Source organism: Psychrobacter sp. PSP, assembly GCF_024085615.1.
Lineage (GTDB): Bacteria > Pseudomonadota > Gammaproteobacteria > Pseudomonadales > Moraxellaceae > Psychrobacter > Psychrobacter pacificensis.
In genome coordinates this window covers 239234-255733 of sequence record NZ_JABLTF010000020.1, presented here as the reverse complement: position 1 = coordinate 255733, position 16500 = coordinate 239234, and the positions used below count along the sequence as shown (strand labels likewise).

The window sequence follows — 16500 nt, the reverse complement described above, 5'->3', positions numbered from 1 at the left end:
TTCCGGTATGTCCTTGACGATAGTATGCGATGACTTGAAGCTTAAAGTCTAGATCGTAACGTATAAAAATACCCCATAAGTTGTGTCCAACTTATGGGGGTCGGTTCACTATATTAGGTTTTTTATATCAGCTTTTAGGCATCAGGATGCATTCGTACATTTAACTCATCAATCGTCTCTACCCATGCTGCATCGTTTTGCCATTCTTCTTGCAAGAACATACGCTGGCTATCGGTCCAGAAATCAGCTTCTATCAATTTCTCTTCACTTGATAACTGGTTGTCTGCGATAAACTTATCAATTGCTTCATCAGAGCTATCTAGACCTAACTGAGCAAATAGCTCATTCATATTATATTCTGGCTCACCCAACATACTTTTCTCCTTAAATGGTGTAGTGGAAATTGTGCTTATTATTTAAATTAACCCATTTATTGTAGCAAGCTTTGTGCTAATAGCTGTTAATCAACGTTTATCTAACGTTATCAATTGTATAGGCAGCAAACAGATATTGCCATTTCAAAAGATGCGATAGATTACTTTTTATTTCATCATATCTTTTGGATAAAAAAACTTATAGACATAAAAAAGCCCTCCTATATTAAGAGGGCTTTTCTTTTTCACTCATTACTTAAGTTAAGACAGCTATATAACTGCTTAGCTTATGGTAGTAGGTGTGCTACTGCATCACGCTCTTCGCTCAGCTCTTGCTCAGTGGCGGCCATTTTCTCTTTTGAGAATTCTGATGACACATCAACGCCGTCTACGATAGACCAGTCGCCGTTTTTGCATGTGCATGGGAATGAGTAGATAAGGCCTTCAGCGATACCATATTCCCCATTTGAGTAAACACCCATAGAGACCCAGTCGTTCTCGTCAGTACCGAGTGCCCACGTGCGCATATGGGCGATAGCAGCGTTGGCAGCAGAAGCTGCAGATGAGGCACCGCGAGCTTTAATGATGGCCGCGCCGCGCTGCTGTACTTCTGGGATATACGTGTTTTCGTACCAATCACGATCAACCAACTCTAGCGCTGGTTTGCCATTGACAGTCGCAGCCGTTAGGTCTGGATACTGGGTCGATGAATGGTTGCCCCAGATGGTCATGTTTTTGATGTCATTGACAGTGCTGTCAGTTTTTTCGGCCAGCTGTGCCATCGCACGGTTATGATCTAGGCGAGTCATGGCAGTAAAGTTACGTGGATCTAGGTCTGGTGCGTTACGCTGAGCGATTAGCGCGTTGGTGTTGGCAGGGTTACCGACGACCAATACTTTTACATCACGGCTAGCGACTTCGTTTAATGCTTTGCCTTGTGCTGAGAAAATCGCAGCGTTGGCTTCTAGTAAGTCCTTACGCTCCATACCTGGACCACGTGGACGGGCACCGACGAGTAACGCGTAGTCAGCATCTTTGAATGCCACATTTGCATCATCAGTTTGGACAATACCAGCAAGCAATGGGAATGCGCAGTCTTCTAGTTCCATGACCACACCCTTTAGGGCATCAAGCGCTGGTGTGATTTCAAGCAATTGCAAAATAACTGGCTGATCTTTACCTAGCATCTCGCCAGATGCAATACGAAATAGCATCGCGTAGCTGATATTACCGGCGGCACCAGTGACGGCAACACGTAAAGGCTGTTTCATTGACATTGAATACTCCCTAATTGATGATTAGATCATTTATGATTGTAATAGATGATTATCTTTTTAGATATCGACTTGTTTGCTGCACAAAGGCAGCGCTAAACCGAGAGCTAGTGTAGCACTTCATCACAGCGACCGTCTAGATACAGTCATAGCCCCATTAGGGACTATATTGTTACATTTTATACGAAAAGAATATCTATAAGCTCAGAGCCTATAAATAAAGGGCTGTATAATTTTTAGATACGGTCCATAGTATGTTTTACCGCTATGAGATGAGTAAATAAGAGCATAAAAATGACAATGTAATACGGACAAGTTTACTCAGATTTTATTAAAAACAGTACCGAAAAGGATGTAGAAAAAGAACGGTAGACTATCTAAAAAATAGTTAAATAAAAGCTATCTACCACCTGAAATGATGAATTGGCTGCCGCAGTTATCTACAACATTGTGACAAGTGCCAAAACTGCTACCCTCATAGCACACATGGATATCCGTCAGTATCGATTGACGACGACTGCCTTCTTGGCAAATGAGATCGACACTATTTGATGACATACCACTATTTAGGCGCGTCATTTGACTAATAAATCGAGATTTAGAGACTGTATAACTGTTGCCCGTATTCAGCTCGTTAGGAAGCTTTAGTTCACCAGCGTAGTTAGTGATTTGTCGGAAGTAGCGACTGGCACTCAGTGGGCTACAAGCACCATAGCGCTGCCACGTTTGGCTACGTACTGTCGTATCAGGCATGATGCGATTGACAACCTTTAGTTGTAGTGGTGTCAAACGTGGCTCGCTACCACGACCACAGCGTTCGCCGTAGCCCATGTCTAAGCCTGAAACTGTTAACGAATAGCCTTCTAGACATTGACGCATGCGGGCTCTTGTCGGCTGTATGCTACATAGCGCGGGGGTCATCTCGACCATCAATACGCGCTGGCCAGCTTTGACCGTGCTCGCCGCATATGCTGGCGTAAGCATAAGACCTTGTATGATTAACAAAGCACCAAAACTCGTCGTTTTATTAACTTTACCCATATGATGCCTATTTTTCAAACTTCCACGGAACTGCACCAAGAAACTGGATGTCTTAAATTTTGAGCTTGTTTCTGCTTTCGTATTAGATGACCGGGGCACCTGAATCAGTAACGGTTGCCGAGTTTTCGATAATACAGGCAGTTTGAAGTATTTTTTGATCATAGGGCTGGGAGCAATTAGCAATGATAAAACATGGGCTATCACTTAAATCATTGTGCTAACAGCATTAAACACATAGCGATCTAAGAACAAGACTGAAGAACATAAACGTCAATTAAAGCAATGGTAACAAAATGTCTTTTTTAATCTATAGCAAAAACGTAAACGTTGTCGTGCTCGTCAACAATTGCAAAATTAAGTTCAGTGTTTATTGTATAAAGTACTAAGACTTGCTGTCATTTAGTCCATAAAAAATAGACCATTAACTATAAAAGCTAGTGGTCTATTAAAGACGAATTCACTGATTAAAAAGCACCAGGTACTGTACCCATACGTTGACTGATTGGCTGACCACGACCCAGCAGACTGCTATAGATAGTAGCGTTTTCCATCACGTGTTTGACATAGTTACGCGTTTCAGGAAAGGCAATCGATTCGACATATTGATCTGCGGCGATTGCGCCATAGGTTGGTTGCCAGCGTTTGGCATTATTAGGTCCAGCATTGTACCCTGCGGTTGCCAGTACTGGCTGGTAGTTCAGTTTACTCAAAATGTCACCCATATACCAAGTACCATAACGAATGTTGGTATCGCCACTATTGGCACGGCTCGCACTATAAGTCTCACCTAAGTTACGCGCGATATATTTTGCCGTATCAGGCATGATTTGCATCAACCCACTGGCGCCTACATTTGAGCGCGCAGAAGACACAAAACGGCTCTCTTGACGCATGATGCCATAAGCCCACGCTGGATCAATGCCTGCTGATTGACTATAACGCACCACTGACTCTTGGTGTGGCATAGGGTGCGAAAGTGCCAAGCTATTGACTCTATCGGTATTATCGACGGCATAAATCGCCCGATCGAGCCAGCCCATGTCATACGCTTGACGGTCATACGCTTGACGCGCCGCCGCGATAATGAGATTGTCATCACGGTTATCGCGTGCTTGCTTCACAGCCCAGTTCCACTCGCGGTTGGCATACGCGCGGCTAGCATCAGAGTTATATAAGGCAAATGCACGAGCAAAGTTAGCGTCTTGCATCACGCGCGCGCGGTCAGCGGTACTGACATTAGGCAAATTGCTACCACCTAAGCGGCTGGCATCAAAGCGCTGACCGATCCTGTCTTTTGCCATCAAGCCATAGTAGTCATTATTTTTCGCTAGGTTTTGATACATTTTTTTGGCGGTATTGCGCTTACTGCTATTGCTTGATTGCTCATAAGCACGAGCCAGCCAGTATTGCCACTGTTCATCCTTTTGAATTTCACCATCCATTTTTGAAATAGCTTCAACCACATCATCCCAGCGGCCAAAGCGGATTGCCGCCATGGCATAGTCTTCAGCTTCTTCAAAGTTAAAGTCATCATCTAAACTATGGCGGAACCAGTCTACTGCTTCAGCATTAAAACCGTCATCGGTATTGTGGTTCATGCGCTTAACGCCAAGCGTACGATAGGCGTAACGACGCGTTTCGTCATTCAATAACTTTATAGCGCGCTGATTGTCTTGCTTGATATCAAAGTCTAATTGCAGGGCCGCTTCTCGATAGGATTTATCTGCGACACGGCCAATAGCATATAGGTATAGGTATTGATTGGTTTGACTGGCGGGCTCGCGGCCAAAGCGGCTAAAAAACGACGAGGGATTGAGCTGAATTTCACTAAGCGCCGAATAGGCAATCGGTGTCCCTAAGCGCGATGATAATGCCATGATGTCGCCTGTCTTACCGACACGCAGCATCCGCTTGAGACGAGCAGCGCGATCCTGATTGCTAATGAGCGCGTTGTTATTCATCTCCATCGCTAGCTGCTCACACAAGGCAGGCTGCTTTTTGGTGGTTAGCCAAACATCAGATTTGGCTGCCATGGCGCGCATGGTATCACCGCCATTATTGAACCCAAGGGCGATAGCGCAGCGCTCACTGGCATCAGCATTGGTAATCAGATTTGCCACTTGTCTGACAGAGGCGTAGTCATTCGACCCCGCTTTGCTCTCCGCAAAATCAGCCACCAACTTCTCAGCCATGACCGTATCTGGATACTGACGCACAAACTGTGATACGGCCGCTGAACTTTGTGAATTGAGATCTAAATTCATCCGCCAATAGGTTGGATACATGGCAAATAGACCGCCGCTCATGATTTGCTCATAATTATAGAGCGCACCCACATCGCCGCGATCCGCTGCGATAGCCGCTGCCATAAATGAGTCAATACTACGGTCTTGCTGATAATTGCTCTCTTGTTGGTAGCTTTCCTCATCGCCCCACGTCAACTCTGCACAAGCTACTTGTGACATACCAAGCGCGCTTATAGCGGTTGCCACACTCAATGCGCTTATCCACAACGAGCCTACTGTGAGTCGTTTCGACGTCTGCTTTTGACTGGTAAATTCTTCATCCTTGATGCTATGAGCAACACGCAACTTTGTCATACTGACTCTCTTTATGATGTCTCTACAAATATTTGAATAACGGTTCGCTAAGTACCGCCAAGGGTATCGCAATCATCATACTATACTCATTGTGCTTTCAACTATCTCCTTTACCTTTTGTTAATAAATAGGAGAGCACGGTGTAACATAGAAATGATAACGAGCCTCAGTTTTTATAAATGGTAATATTAATCACAGTAAATAATTGATACTGCTATGAATTATTTATCATATTGACAACCCATCGCCTATGCTAATTTTTCACATTAGTACAGGGTTGTGATAAAATACGCCACCTGTTAATCGGCTACTTCGTTATATTTTTGGTCAATCATGGACTTCCCCTTATGAGTGTTACTGTATTCAATCCCCGCATCGATGACGATGCTGCTGCTGAGACGACTGTCACCGCACGTGCTGTCACTGCACTCAAGGAGCAAAGTTCAGCCCAAGCGCCCGTCGAAAAAGCCGCAACCAAGAAGGTATTCATCACCACCCAAGGCTGTCAGATGAATGTCTATGATTCAGACAAAATGCTCGATGTGCTCGGTGACTCGCACGGCATGCAAGTGACGCACAACATTGATGAAGCCGACGTGCTGTTGATGAATACCTGCTCTATCCGCGAAAAAGCGCAAGAAAAGGTGTTTTCAGAGCTTGGGCGCTGGCGCAAACTCAAAGAAAAACGTCCTGATCTCGTGATTGGCGTTGGCGGCTGCGTGGCCTCACAAGAAGGCGACAATATCCAAAAACGCGCACCTTATGTGGATATGGTGTTTGGCCCGCAAACCTTGCACCGTCTGCCTGAGCTGTATGACCAATCACATGAGCAGCGTGATATCGCGCCTAAAAACCGTATCGGTACGATTGACGTATCCTTCCCCAGTATTGAAAAGTTTGACTTTTTGCCTGAGCCAAGAGTAGAAGGCTACAAAGCCTTTGTCTCAATCATGGAAGGCTGCTCAAAATATTGCTCATTCTGCGTCGTTCCTTATACACGCGGTGAAGAATTGTCGCGTCCACTTGACGATGTGCTGGCCGAGATTGATAGCCTTGCCGCGCAAGGTATCCGCGAAATCAACCTACTTGGTCAAAACGTCAACGGCTATCGCGGCGAAAAAGACGATGGCAGTATTTGCCGTTTCGCTGAGCTGCTGCATTATGTCTCGCACGTCGATGGTGTGGAACGTATTCGTTATACCACCAGCCATCCGCTTGAGTTTACCGATGATATCATTGACGCTTATGCACAATTGCCAGAGCTGGTATCGCATCTGCATCTACCTGTACAAAGTGGCTCAAACGCGATTTTGGCGGCGATGAAACGCAACCATACCATCGATGTGTATATCGATCAGATCAATAAGCTCAAAGCCATCCGCCCAGACATTCACTTGTCGAGCGACTTTATCATTGGCTTTCCTGGTGAGACTGATGAGGATTTCCAAGACACGCTAAACTTAGCAAAAGAATTGAACTTCGATCACTCGTACAGCTTTATCTACTCCAAGCGTCCGGGCACGCCAGCTGCTGAGTTACCAGATGATGTCAGCTTCACCACCAAAAAAGCGCGTTTGGCTGAGTTCCAAAAAGTGATCGTTGACTCGACATTGGCCAAAACGCATGAGATGGTCGGTACAACGACTCGCGTCTTGGTTGAACAAGTCGCGAATCGCCATCCAGATTGCCTAATCGGTACAGCGGACAACACCCGTACGGTGATGTTCCCTTACGATCCTGAGCGCAGTGATGAGCTGCTTGGTAAAATTGTCAGCGTACGTGTCACCGATTTTGTCAGCCCGCATATGGTGAAAGGCGAGCTAATCGAAGTATTAGCATAGTGGTTAAGGTAACAATGGTTAAATTATAAGTTTGAATAAGAATAAAAAAGCCGTTCACTATAATAGCGAACGGCTTTTTTGCGGGTGAATGTTAACCATCACTATTCTGATAACCAATCTGTCTTCCGTAGCTGCTGCTTGGTCTCACGGCGACGTTTCTTGCGGACAATATCGATATCTTCTTTTTCATGAATACCGCCTTTTCTTAACAGGGGATCAAGCGCCAAATAATTACGCGGTTTCACTGCGCCTAGCGAGTGCTGTGCACCTGATTCAGTCTGCTTGTCTAACTGTCTCTCAATTTGTTTAGCCTTTTTTAACGTTTGTTTTAAGCTCATATAGTTACCTATTCTTTAATCCTTTTTAGATACCAACGCCGAAAATCATCTTAGCGAGGAAAACGAGCGCAAATTGTATATCCAGTACATTAAGCAAGTTTGACGACGCTAAGAGGATTTGCAGGTTTGGTATTAGCCCTTAATACACATGACCTGCTTCAGCGTATGCACCACTTCAACCAAGTCTTTTTGATTGGCCATCACTTCATCAATGTCTTTATATGCGCCAGGGATTTCATCGATAACGCCTTTGTCTTTACGACATTCAACACCATCGGTTTGCGCTTTTAGATCATCAATGGTGAACGCGCGTATCGCTTTACCACGGCTCATCTGTCGCCCTGCCCCATGTGAGCAAGAACAAAACGACTCTGTCGCACCCAGACCACGGACGATAAAGGATTTTGTACCCATCGAGCCGGGGATAATGCCAAGCTCACCGGCATAAGCACTGATTGCGCCTTTACGCGTCACGTAAACCTGCTCGCCGAAATGCACCTCTTCATTGACATAGTTGTGATGGCAATTGATGGCTTCTTTGGTCAGGGCAAATCGTGGCAATCCTGCTTGCGGCGATTGCAGCGCCTTAATCACCAAACGCATCATCTCGCGGCGATTCTCTAGCGCGTAATCCTGCGCCCAACCAACTGCCTCAACATAATCGGCAAAGCTGTCAGACCCTTCGGCAAAGTAAGACAAATCACGATCAGGCACATGACCAAAGCGTGATTGACGCTCTTTTTTGGCCAGATTGATAAAATAGCGCCCGATACAATTACCAATACCGCGACTACCAGAATGCAGCATCACCCAGACATCTTGGTTTTCATCCAAGCACAGCTCGATGAAATGATTGCCACCGCCAAGTGTGCCCAGCTGTTTGGCCCACGTACGCTCAAAACCTTTAAGCATTTTGAGTAAGCCTGGGTGCTTATCGGTAATCGGTTTTAGGCGTTTGCCGAGCGGATCAAGCGTGGAGCTTTTTGCTTGGATTTGCTTGTGCATATTAAAACCCACCGGCACTTGCTGCTCGACCACCAAGCGCAGCGCTTTTAAGCTATCAGGCAGATCACTTGCGGTTAGGGATAAGCGCACGGCGTTCATACCGCAGCCGATATCTACGCCGACCGCCGCAGGAATGATGGCAGACTTGGTCGGAATCACGCTGCCAACGGTCGCGCCTTTGCCAACGTGTACATCAGGCATAACCGCAATGTGCGAATGTACAAACTCTAGCTGAGCCAAGTTGCGTAGCTGCTGCATCGCGCCTTGCTCGATATCAGAGGTGTAAATCTTGACAGGCACGCCATGTTTGCCACTTTTATTTAACGTTAATTGAATGCTCATTATTTAATTTTCCGTTTTTTTATTCTTAAAGCCATGCATTTTTTTCAATTCGCTTATTTATATTTTTTAGACATTACTTATCTTTCTCAATTAAACATAATGGTTTAATAAGAAAAAAAATTATTATCTAAGAAATTATAGGCAATAAAAATCCGTATTTTTATTAATTAAAAATCAATAAAAATTCATGGCTGCTTTATTATGGACGTTTTAAAGAAGAATCTTTCATACCAAAAATAAGGGCGTAAATATTATGCGCGCAGGTAGACAATTGCTAAGTGTTAGCGTGAATGATTTTTTGGTAATAAAGATACAGCAGAATGTTGGATAAACAGATAACAGCAAGCACAAAACTACTTAGCACTATCGCATCGCTATTTTAACAAAGTAGATTTAGAGGAAGGATGGAGCGAGTACATATATAGTCGAACCACTATTAAAGTGTTACAGCGTTAGACTCGTTTAGCCTGCTACTGTAGTACTTGCACTCGTCTGCCTTGTACCACTTTTAATATTGATTGACTATAGGAGGCTATTCATTGATATGAATAGATAGAATATCACTCAATAGCTATATATAAATTTAGCCAAACCTTTTCGAAGTCTTCATTGTTGTCATGCTTTTCATACATTCAATCTTTAAAAACGTCTTAACAGTTATATAGGACACGATGATTCCTCCATAGGTTGTGGCTAATGTCAGGGCGACAATAGCAAGTTTATTAAAAGCATTTATAGCAAGACTATAAATCAGTGAGATAATAATAACGATTTAAAAAATATTGTCAACTATTAATTTTTGAATAACAAAAAACGCAATACTATAGCGATTCATTTAATAAAGTGATTATTTCAAATAATAACTAATAACTTTTTATAGCATAAAACTATTAATTACTTCAGCAAACAAAGCCGCTGCAATGATGATAAAGATAATGCCGCAACCACGATTAAGCCATGCTAAACGATTACCAACATCGAGCCAACTTGCCAGCTTTTTTCCGCCTAGCGTATAGACAATCTGCCAAATGGTTTCGCTCATGAATAGCCCAATGGTCAATAAGATATATTGCGGCCATAGTGGCACACTAAAATTAATAAACTTAGGAAAGAACGCTGCGAAAAATAATATCGCTTTTGGATTAGATAAAGATACCCAAACCCCTGTACGGAATAAAGTGAGATTGCTCGGACTTGTCTTGACCGCAGCACTCGACAGCGAGCGCGGCTGCGGTGTAATAGCTTGACCTTCAAAAGCCCCATAGTCGGCCTCAACCTCAGCACTTAACTCCTTGGCATCGCTCATCAAGCTACCATCACCCGCATCACGCCATGAGCTGATGCCCAAATATACCAAGTATGCCGCGCCCACGGCTTTGATAATTGTGAGCAGCCATGGCGACTGGCGACTGATCACATCCAGCCCAAGCAAAGTCGATAGCAGCAAGATAAATAGCCCAAGGCTCAAACCTGCCAGCGTCCATAATGTGCGCTTCACACCATAGTTCATGCCATACTGGAATGCCAACAACATGTTGGGACCTGGTGTTGCGGAAATCAAAAACGTACTTGCGAAAAATACTGCAAACAGATGCCAAGACATCAGCTAACCCCTACTTTGTTATATATAAATGCTTCTTATACGAACAGCCACATCGCCAAAAAAAGAAATACCGCCATTCAGGCGGTATTATTGATACTTCTCACATTATATACATATGTTTGCCACTTTTATAGCGTATCGACACCTCTATAAGCTACTTGGCAGTACAACTGTCTAATAGTTTTTGCAAAAAGCCGTCACAACGTTCGATTTCGATCAGTTCTACATATTCATCCGCTTTGTGTGCCTGCTCAATACTACCAGGGCCACAGATGATCGTAGGGATGCCTGCATTGGTAAACTGACCACCTTCCGTTGCGTAAGCGACTTTATGACGCTCATCATCCCCTGTCAGAGCTGCTATTAATGATTGTAGCTCAGCGCTGTTATTATCCGTCATGGCAGGAACACTCTCTTCCTGCATCAGCTCGATACCCGTCTCAGGCGCACGCGCTTGCATTTGCGCATTTAACTCAGCAACTTTTGCTTGAATAGGCGCTAGTATATCGTCTTGGGTCATGTGCGGCAGGTTGCGATAGTCAAAAGTGAACTCACACAGATTGGGCACGATATTGGTGGCTGTACCGCCGTGTATAGTCCCTACTGACAATGTCGAATAAGGCACAGTAAACAATGCATCATTGTCATCACGAGTGCTCAGTTCTTCAGCAAGCGTGTCGACATAGCCCACCAATTTGCTTGCATAGCTGATCGCATTGACCCCTTGTCCAATCAATGAAGAATGCGCCGATTTACCATGGACACGGCAACGATACACCGCAATACCTTTATGCGCAACCACCATCGCCATATTGGTTGGCTCACCGACGATGCAATAATCAGGGGTGATACCGCGCGCTTTTAAATCCGCCAAAATCAATGGCGCACCCAAACAGCCCACCTCTTCATCGAACGACAGCGCGAGGTGCAATGGGCGACGCAGCTGACCGCTATTAGATAGCTGTACAGCTTGTGGCAATATTGTCAGCGCACACGCGATAAAACCCTTCATATCGCACGCACCGCGTCCGTATAGCTTGTCACCACGTATCGTCGCGGTGAACGGCTCTGATGTCCAGTCTTGACCATCGACAGGCACGACATCAGTATGACCTGAGAGCACCAAACCGTTATTAATTTGGTCAGCGTTTTCGCCAGCGGGTACGGTCACAAACAAGTTGGCCTTGGTCTTTGCCTCGTTAAAGGTCAAATCTACCGTCAGACCAAGCTGCTCACAATACGCTCTCACATCATGAATCAATGCTAGATTGGAGTGTCGACTGACCGTATCGAAAGCGATAAGCCTAGACAGCCAATCAAGGCTATTACTCGGATGCGTAGCAGGGTTTAACTGTTGGTCATTGCTAGCATTGTCATTAGTATCTTGGATCATAAAATATCCCTATTATGATTTTTAAGAATTATGTCTTAAAAGTCATTTCTTAAAAGCCATTTCTTAAAAACTATGAGGTATCAGATTTGTCTTATGATGGATTATTCTGATTCATCACGTCAAGCACGGGTGGCATCGGTTTTGGCAACTTGCCTTCTGCTTGTAGCTCTTTGGTGGTTTTGGCATTGATAGATAGTCCAGCAATCAGGGCGATGTCTTTTACAGGCTTGCGCTTACGCGTCGCAAAACTCACAGGCACCATACGAGCAAACTCGTAGATATAAAGATAAGACTCCTCTCCCCCCTCAAAATCCTCTTCTTCTTCTAACCGAATGCCACCAATTTTAGCCAAATCTGAGAGCATCTCATTCTCTTCGCTACTCAAATTACAATCAGTAATACCAAAACCCGTCATAAAGCCGTTTGACCACTGTTTCAATGCCATCACGCGCTCGTATAAATCATGTTCATCATCAGGGATCAGCGGCATATAAGCGTAGGCATCATCTTTATCTTTTAACTGAAACACCGTGTCTTCTGCTTCTTCTGTCAGCAACGTCAATGCCGCCTCTGGTAGCGGTGCAAAGCTCAGCTCTTCAAACACCTTTGCCCATGTGGCCTCATCAGGCGCGTTACACGCCGTCATCAGCCCTGTCATCAGGCCGTGCACCTCACTGATAGACACGTCCGTCCAATCATCAAACGCAGTCAGCCAAGTATTCCAGCCAGAGATATTATCATTCATAATAGAGGTCCTAGTAGTTGATTACTGTTCAAAAAATAAAAATAGTCACGACAAAATGTCTGGGACAAATCATCGATAGATAAAAGTAAAAAGACAAAGCCTCGTACTTGTAATTACTTTGTTGATATAGATATTATGCGGTCACCTATGGCATTATTAAATGCAGCGAACAAAATTCATTCACGCTTACTTGTTAAGGATAAAAACTGACTATGTATGATCAACTTAGAATATTAGAAAAAATGGTACTCGACATCAAAAAACAGTATCAGCTTGTCAGTGCTGAACTTAGCAGCCTAAAACAACACCCTGTTAGCGATGCAAAAGAAGTCTCTGCTCTAAAAAACAAGCTTGATGCCAGCCACAGCGAGCGTGATGGCGCAAAAAAACAATTAAATGACCTCGACAAGCGCTATCAAAGCCTTGCTGAAGCGCACCATATGATTGGTGAAGAACAAGACAAACTACAAAAACAAATCAGCCAATTACAACAACAAAATAGCGAGTTGCAAAAGAAGAATCAGTTGGCAGCAGAGCGTACGCAAGTCGTCTTGCAACGCTTAACCCGCATCGATCAAGCAGAAAGCTAACGCATTCCTGTAATAGATAGCAAAATATGCTACTTATTAAACCGCCCAACGCTATTTGTAAAACCTGATATCACTCATTCCACTGACCAGACATTGTAGGATGTATCATGACCGACAACCAAAGCAACGCTATAGAAAAACAGCCAAAAAATAACCCATCACAAAATACTCAAGTACCGAATAAAGACGTAGCCGTACAAAAATCCACTCAATCGGGGGCGAGCACATCCAGCACATCGTCTCAAGCCAATGGCAAAGCGGCTGAGCCCCAGATCAAAAAAGTCGATATCGCGATTGCTGGCGTGACTTATCCAATTTTTTGTCCCGTTCATGAGCAAGAAGAGCTACTATCGGCGGTCTCTTATATCAATAACTATGCGCTTGATCTAAAGCGAGATGCACCAAGCCTCAGTCAAGAAAGCATACTGGTGCTGTGCTGCTTGAATTTATACGAAAAAATCCATGCCAACCAAAGAAGTGATGAAGACCGCTTGCAAAAAGATAAGCAATCACAGGCATTGCTAAATAAAATCATGAAAGACGCCCACTCTATTTTGTAATAGTGCGGTGTTGTCTCAGCAGACAGATCGTTCAAAACATGCATGATCTAATAGTGTGCGATATGATGAAAAAGCATCAAATCTATTAGCGCTTAGCCTACTAAAGCTAAGCGCTTTTTTATGGTCAATCGTTTTTATCTACCTGCTTACGCATAAGGTTTGTAAGTCTTGCCTGCGTGAAAGTCTGCCTGATGCTCATAATTGCAAAAGAATAATTCTTGGGCTGATTCAGTATTACCATCCCTGGTTGTCGCTAAGCTAGGCTTAGTTTCAAGGACACCGCGATATTCCGCCAAACTGTTACCACAAAAATTGCACTGACGCGGTGTGGTGACATCACCCTCTTTTGGCATCATGCTTTTGGGTGGACGTGGGTACATAAACTTGTAAAAAGCCCACATGGAAGCCCAGATAATAAGAATGACAATAATAACGGCAAACACGGCAGCGCTCCTTCAACGACAAATAAACGTAATGAATAACAAGAGTGATGACACTTACCATGATCCAAGACGCTCGAATGCCTAAATTTTACCGTCAATAATGGTAATGGCACAATGCCTTTACGGTTAATTGTCGATGATGCTGGGTTGTCATTCATAGCACTGACGAATAGCCAAGTGCTATAGCAACAAAAAACTGGCCACAGTGAGCCAGTTTTTGTATCAAAACCTAAGATTAAAGGCTAGCAGTTATAGCTGTAGCTCGCTGATATCAGCCACAGACAAGAACAAGGCGCGTACCTGCTTGAGCAAGGCTAAGCGGTTATTTTTGAGCGCTGCATCGTCGCTGTTGACCATCACATTATCAAAGAACTGCGTCAACGGCTCATCTAAGCTCGCCAGCGTTTGCAATACTTGCGTATAGTCCGCTTGCTCAAGCAATGGCTGTACCACTGTCTGTGCTTGCTGCACATTTGCATATAAATTTTGCTCAGCAGTCTCAGATAGTAGCGCTTCATCGACCGTATCAGCAACATCGACTTCTGACTTGGCCAATATATTGGCAACACGTTTGTTTGAATCCGCGAGCATTGACGCTTGTGACAGCTCGCTAAATGCTTGTACGGCGCGAATACGCTGATCAAAATCAAGCGGCATATGCGGGTTAATCGCTTGTACGGCCTGAATCGTATCGACGCTGACACCCTGCTCGGTATACATCGCACGATAGCGCGAGTTTAAGAACGCCATCACTTGGGTAAAGGTGTCACCCATTTTGGCAATCTTGGTACCTTCAGCATCGCTATAGCCTTTAATCGCTTGCTCAACGAGCGCTACCAGATTAATAGGTAACTGCTTTTCAATCAAAATGCGCAAAATACCAATGGCAGAACGACGTAGGCTAAACGGGTCTTTTGAACCCGTCGGTGCTTGGTCAATCGCAAAGATACCAACGAGCGTATCTAGGCGATCAGCCAACGCTAAGCAAATACCAACTGGTGTTTGCGGTAATACATCACCACTGAACTTGGGCAGGTATTGCTCTTCCAAGCTTGCTGCAACTGCCTCAGGTTCCTCATTCAAACGTGCATAATACGTGCCCGCGATACCTTGCAATTCAGGATACTCACCGACAAGCGAGCTGGCCAAATCTGCTTTGGATAAAATACCCGCACGTACAGTGTCATCGACGTTGATATCGTGGCCTTGCTGCTGCATTAGGGTAGCAATAAACGCGGCAAGCTTAGCAATACGCTCAGACTTCTCCCAAATCGTACCCAATTTGTCTTGGAATACACGAGTTTTTAGGCTCTCTGTGAGTGCAAATAACGGCTGCTTTTGATCTTGTAAGAAGAAAAACTCGGCATCAGCCAAACGTGGACGCACCACTTTTTCATTACCTTCAATAATCTGATTGGGGTCTTTAGACTCAATATTGGTGATAAAGATAAAGTACGGCTGCAATTTGCCCGTTTTATCCGTCAAGCAAAAATACTTTTGATCCGCTTGCATGGTCGAGATAAGCGCTTCTTGTGGCACTTGTAAAAAGCGTGCTTCAAAGCTTGCTCGTAGCGCAATGGGGAAATCAACCAATGCGGTAACTTCGTCCAACAAATCCTGCGGTACGATAGCATCAGAATTAACTTCATCTGCCAATGCTTTGACTTGGTTTTTGATCAGCATTTGGCGCTTATCAAAATCTGCCACGACTTTTAAACCATCTAACAGTTGCTCATAGTCATTGGCATGAGCAATATCATGGTAGTCAGGGCTGTGGAAACGGTGCCCACGAGTTTGCGAGCCTGTCTCATGCCCTTGGATAGTGGCATCGATAACAGTGTCATCCTGCATCAATACTACCCACTGGACGGGACGAACAAACTCGTTGCGACTGGCACCTGAGCGCATACGTTTGGCAATCGGTAGGCTATCTAACGCTGTTTGAAAAATAGCTGGCAGTAGCTCGGTAGTCGCTTGACCACTGATCGTTTGCTCAAAGCCGACATAGTCACCTTTATCGGTGTTAATGGTCGTAAGCTCGCTCGCTTCGATACCTAAGCCTTTAGCAAAACCTATCGCCGCGCGGGTTGGATTGCCATCGCTATCAAATGCCGCTTTGATAGCTGGTCCGCGTTTTTGCTCAGTGCGGTCAGGCTGCTTATCGCTAATGCCTTCAATTTGAATCGCCAAACGGCGCGGTGTGGCAAAGGCTTTGATGCTATCAAAGGTGATCTCAGCTGCAGATAATTGCTCAGTGACACTAGTTTGCAGCGCATCACGCAATGGTTTTAGGCTTTTTGGAGGTAGCTCTTCACACCCCAGTTCAAATAGAATAGTACTCATGGGATGCT

Annotated in this window: 14 protein-coding genes; 3 read left to right on the top strand and 11 right to left on the bottom strand. The window is 44.5% G+C overall.

All coding sequences use genetic code 11. The features are described 5' to 3' along the window. Window positions 1–134: 134 nt before the first annotated feature. From HL061_RS10970 to HL061_RS10955, 4 genes are all read right to left on the bottom strand, one after another. Window positions 135–374 (bottom strand): DUF2789 domain-containing protein, encoded by a 240-nt coding sequence (locus tag HL061_RS10970; RefSeq protein WP_212564207.1) that lies wholly within the window; start codon window positions 372–374, stop codon window positions 135–137. Window positions 375–661: 287 nt separating this feature from the next. Continuing rightward, on the bottom strand, window positions 662–1651 hold the full coding sequence (locus HL061_RS10965) for a malate dehydrogenase (protein ID WP_178379285.1): 990 nt from the start codon (window positions 1649–1651) through the stop codon (window positions 662–664). 396 nt (window positions 1652–2047) lie between these two features. Further along, window positions 2048–2689, bottom strand: coding sequence for a hypothetical protein (locus tag HL061_RS10960; RefSeq protein WP_252962827.1), 642 nt, complete (start codon window positions 2687–2689; stop codon window positions 2048–2050). Window positions 2690–3153: 464 nt separating this feature from the next. Further along, entirely contained in the window at window positions 3154–5289 is a 2136-nt protein-coding gene (locus tag HL061_RS10955) for a lytic transglycosylase domain-containing protein (RefSeq protein WP_252962826.1), read from the bottom strand. A 347-nt stretch (window positions 5290–5636) separates the two neighbouring features. On the opposite strand from HL061_RS10955, the gene miaB reads away from it, so the two are divergent. Beyond that, window positions 5637–7130, top strand: coding sequence for a tRNA (N6-isopentenyl adenosine(37)-C2)-methylthiotransferase MiaB (gene miaB / locus HL061_RS10950; RefSeq protein WP_093069388.1), 1494 nt, complete (start codon window positions 5637–5639; stop codon window positions 7128–7130). A gap of 101 nt (window positions 7131–7231) precedes the next feature. Here miaB and HL061_RS10945 read toward each other — a convergent pair whose 3' ends face one another. The 5 genes from HL061_RS10945 to HL061_RS10925 form a co-directional block, all read right to left on the bottom strand. Then, a complete protein-coding gene (locus tag HL061_RS10945; protein WP_167669384.1) occupies window positions 7232–7468 on the bottom strand; it encodes a hypothetical protein in 237 nt (78 codons plus the stop codon). Window positions 7469–7600: 132 nt separating this feature from the next. Continuing rightward, window positions 7601–8815, bottom strand: coding sequence for an RtcB family protein (locus tag HL061_RS10940; protein WP_093069386.1), 1215 nt, complete (start codon window positions 8813–8815; stop codon window positions 7601–7603). 874 nt (window positions 8816–9689) lie between these two features. Continuing rightward, window positions 9690–10418: a LysE family translocator gene (locus HL061_RS10935; RefSeq protein WP_093069383.1), complete on the bottom strand. Its 729-nt coding sequence runs from the start codon at window positions 10416–10418 to the stop codon at window positions 9690–9692. Window positions 10419–10572: 154 nt separating this feature from the next. Continuing rightward, the gene (gene argE, locus HL061_RS10930) at window positions 10573–11811 is read right to left on the bottom strand and encodes an acetylornithine deacetylase (RefSeq protein ID WP_252962825.1); all 1239 of its coding nucleotides are present in this window, start codon (window positions 11809–11811) and stop codon (window positions 10573–10575) included. A 91-nt stretch (window positions 11812–11902) separates the two neighbouring features. Continuing rightward, window positions 11903–12556: a UPF0149 family protein gene (locus HL061_RS10925; protein ID WP_071003031.1), complete on the bottom strand. Its 654-nt coding sequence runs from the start codon at window positions 12554–12556 to the stop codon at window positions 11903–11905. Between the two features lie 212 nt (window positions 12557–12768). On the opposite strand from HL061_RS10925, the gene HL061_RS10920 reads away from it, so the two are divergent. Further along, on the top strand, window positions 12769–13146 hold the full coding sequence (locus tag HL061_RS10920) for a hypothetical protein (protein ID WP_252962824.1): 378 nt from the start codon (window positions 12769–12771) through the stop codon (window positions 13144–13146). A 107-nt stretch (window positions 13147–13253) separates the two neighbouring features. Next, entirely contained in the window at window positions 13254–13706 is a 453-nt protein-coding gene (locus HL061_RS10915; RefSeq protein ID WP_071003029.1) for a cell division protein ZapA, read from the top strand. A 146-nt stretch (window positions 13707–13852) separates the two neighbouring features. On the opposite strand, the gene HL061_RS10910 is transcribed toward HL061_RS10915, so the two are convergent. Next, window positions 13853–14149 (bottom strand): hypothetical protein, encoded by a 297-nt coding sequence (locus tag HL061_RS10910; protein WP_071003028.1) that lies wholly within the window; start codon window positions 14147–14149, stop codon window positions 13853–13855. Window positions 14150–14398: 249 nt separating this feature from the next. Continuing rightward, window positions 14399–16492, bottom strand: coding sequence for a glycine--tRNA ligase subunit beta (gene glyS / locus HL061_RS10905; RefSeq protein ID WP_071003027.1), 2094 nt, complete (start codon window positions 16490–16492; stop codon window positions 14399–14401). Window positions 16493–16500 lie beyond the last annotated feature (8 nt).

What these genes read in the sequence shown, in the direction of transcription:
- HL061_RS10970 (WP_212564207.1), bottom strand. Translation starts at nt 374, where the DNA reads ATGTTGGGTGAGCCAGAATATAATATGAATGAGCTATTTGCTCAGTTA.
- HL061_RS10965 (WP_178379285.1), bottom strand. Translation starts at nt 1,651, where the DNA reads ATGTCAATGAAACAGCCTTTACGTGTTGCCGTCACTGGTGCCGCCGGT.
- HL061_RS10960 (WP_252962827.1), bottom strand. Translation starts at nt 2,689, where the DNA reads ATGGGTAAAGTTAATAAAACGACGAGTTTTGGTGCTTTGTTAATCATA.
- HL061_RS10955 (WP_252962826.1), bottom strand. Translation starts at nt 5,289, where the DNA reads ATGACAAAGTTGCGTGTTGCTCATAGCATCAAGGATGAAGAATTTACC.
- miaB (WP_093069388.1), top strand. Translation starts at nt 5,637, where the DNA reads ATGAGTGTTACTGTATTCAATCCCCGCATCGATGACGATGCTGCTGCT.
- HL061_RS10945 (WP_167669384.1), bottom strand. Translation starts at nt 7,468, where the DNA reads ATGAGCTTAAAACAAACGTTAAAAAAGGCTAAACAAATTGAGAGACAG.
- HL061_RS10940 (WP_093069386.1), bottom strand. Translation starts at nt 8,815, where the DNA reads ATGAGCATTCAATTAACGTTAAATAAAAGTGGCAAACATGGCGTGCCT.
- HL061_RS10935 (WP_093069383.1), bottom strand. Translation starts at nt 10,418, where the DNA reads ATGTCTTGGCATCTGTTTGCAGTATTTTTCGCAAGTACGTTTTTGATT.
- argE (WP_252962825.1), bottom strand. Translation starts at nt 11,811, where the DNA reads ATGATCCAAGATACTAATGACAATGCTAGCAATGACCAACAGTTAAAC.
- HL061_RS10925 (WP_071003031.1), bottom strand. Translation starts at nt 12,556, where the DNA reads ATGAATGATAATATCTCTGGCTGGAATACTTGGCTGACTGCGTTTGAT.
- HL061_RS10920 (WP_252962824.1), top strand. Translation starts at nt 12,769, where the DNA reads ATGTATGATCAACTTAGAATATTAGAAAAAATGGTACTCGACATCAAA.
- HL061_RS10915 (WP_071003029.1), top strand. Translation starts at nt 13,254, where the DNA reads ATGACCGACAACCAAAGCAACGCTATAGAAAAACAGCCAAAAAATAAC.
- glyS (WP_071003027.1), bottom strand. Translation starts at nt 16,492, where the DNA reads ATGAGTACTATTCTATTTGAACTGGGGTGTGAAGAGCTACCTCCAAAA.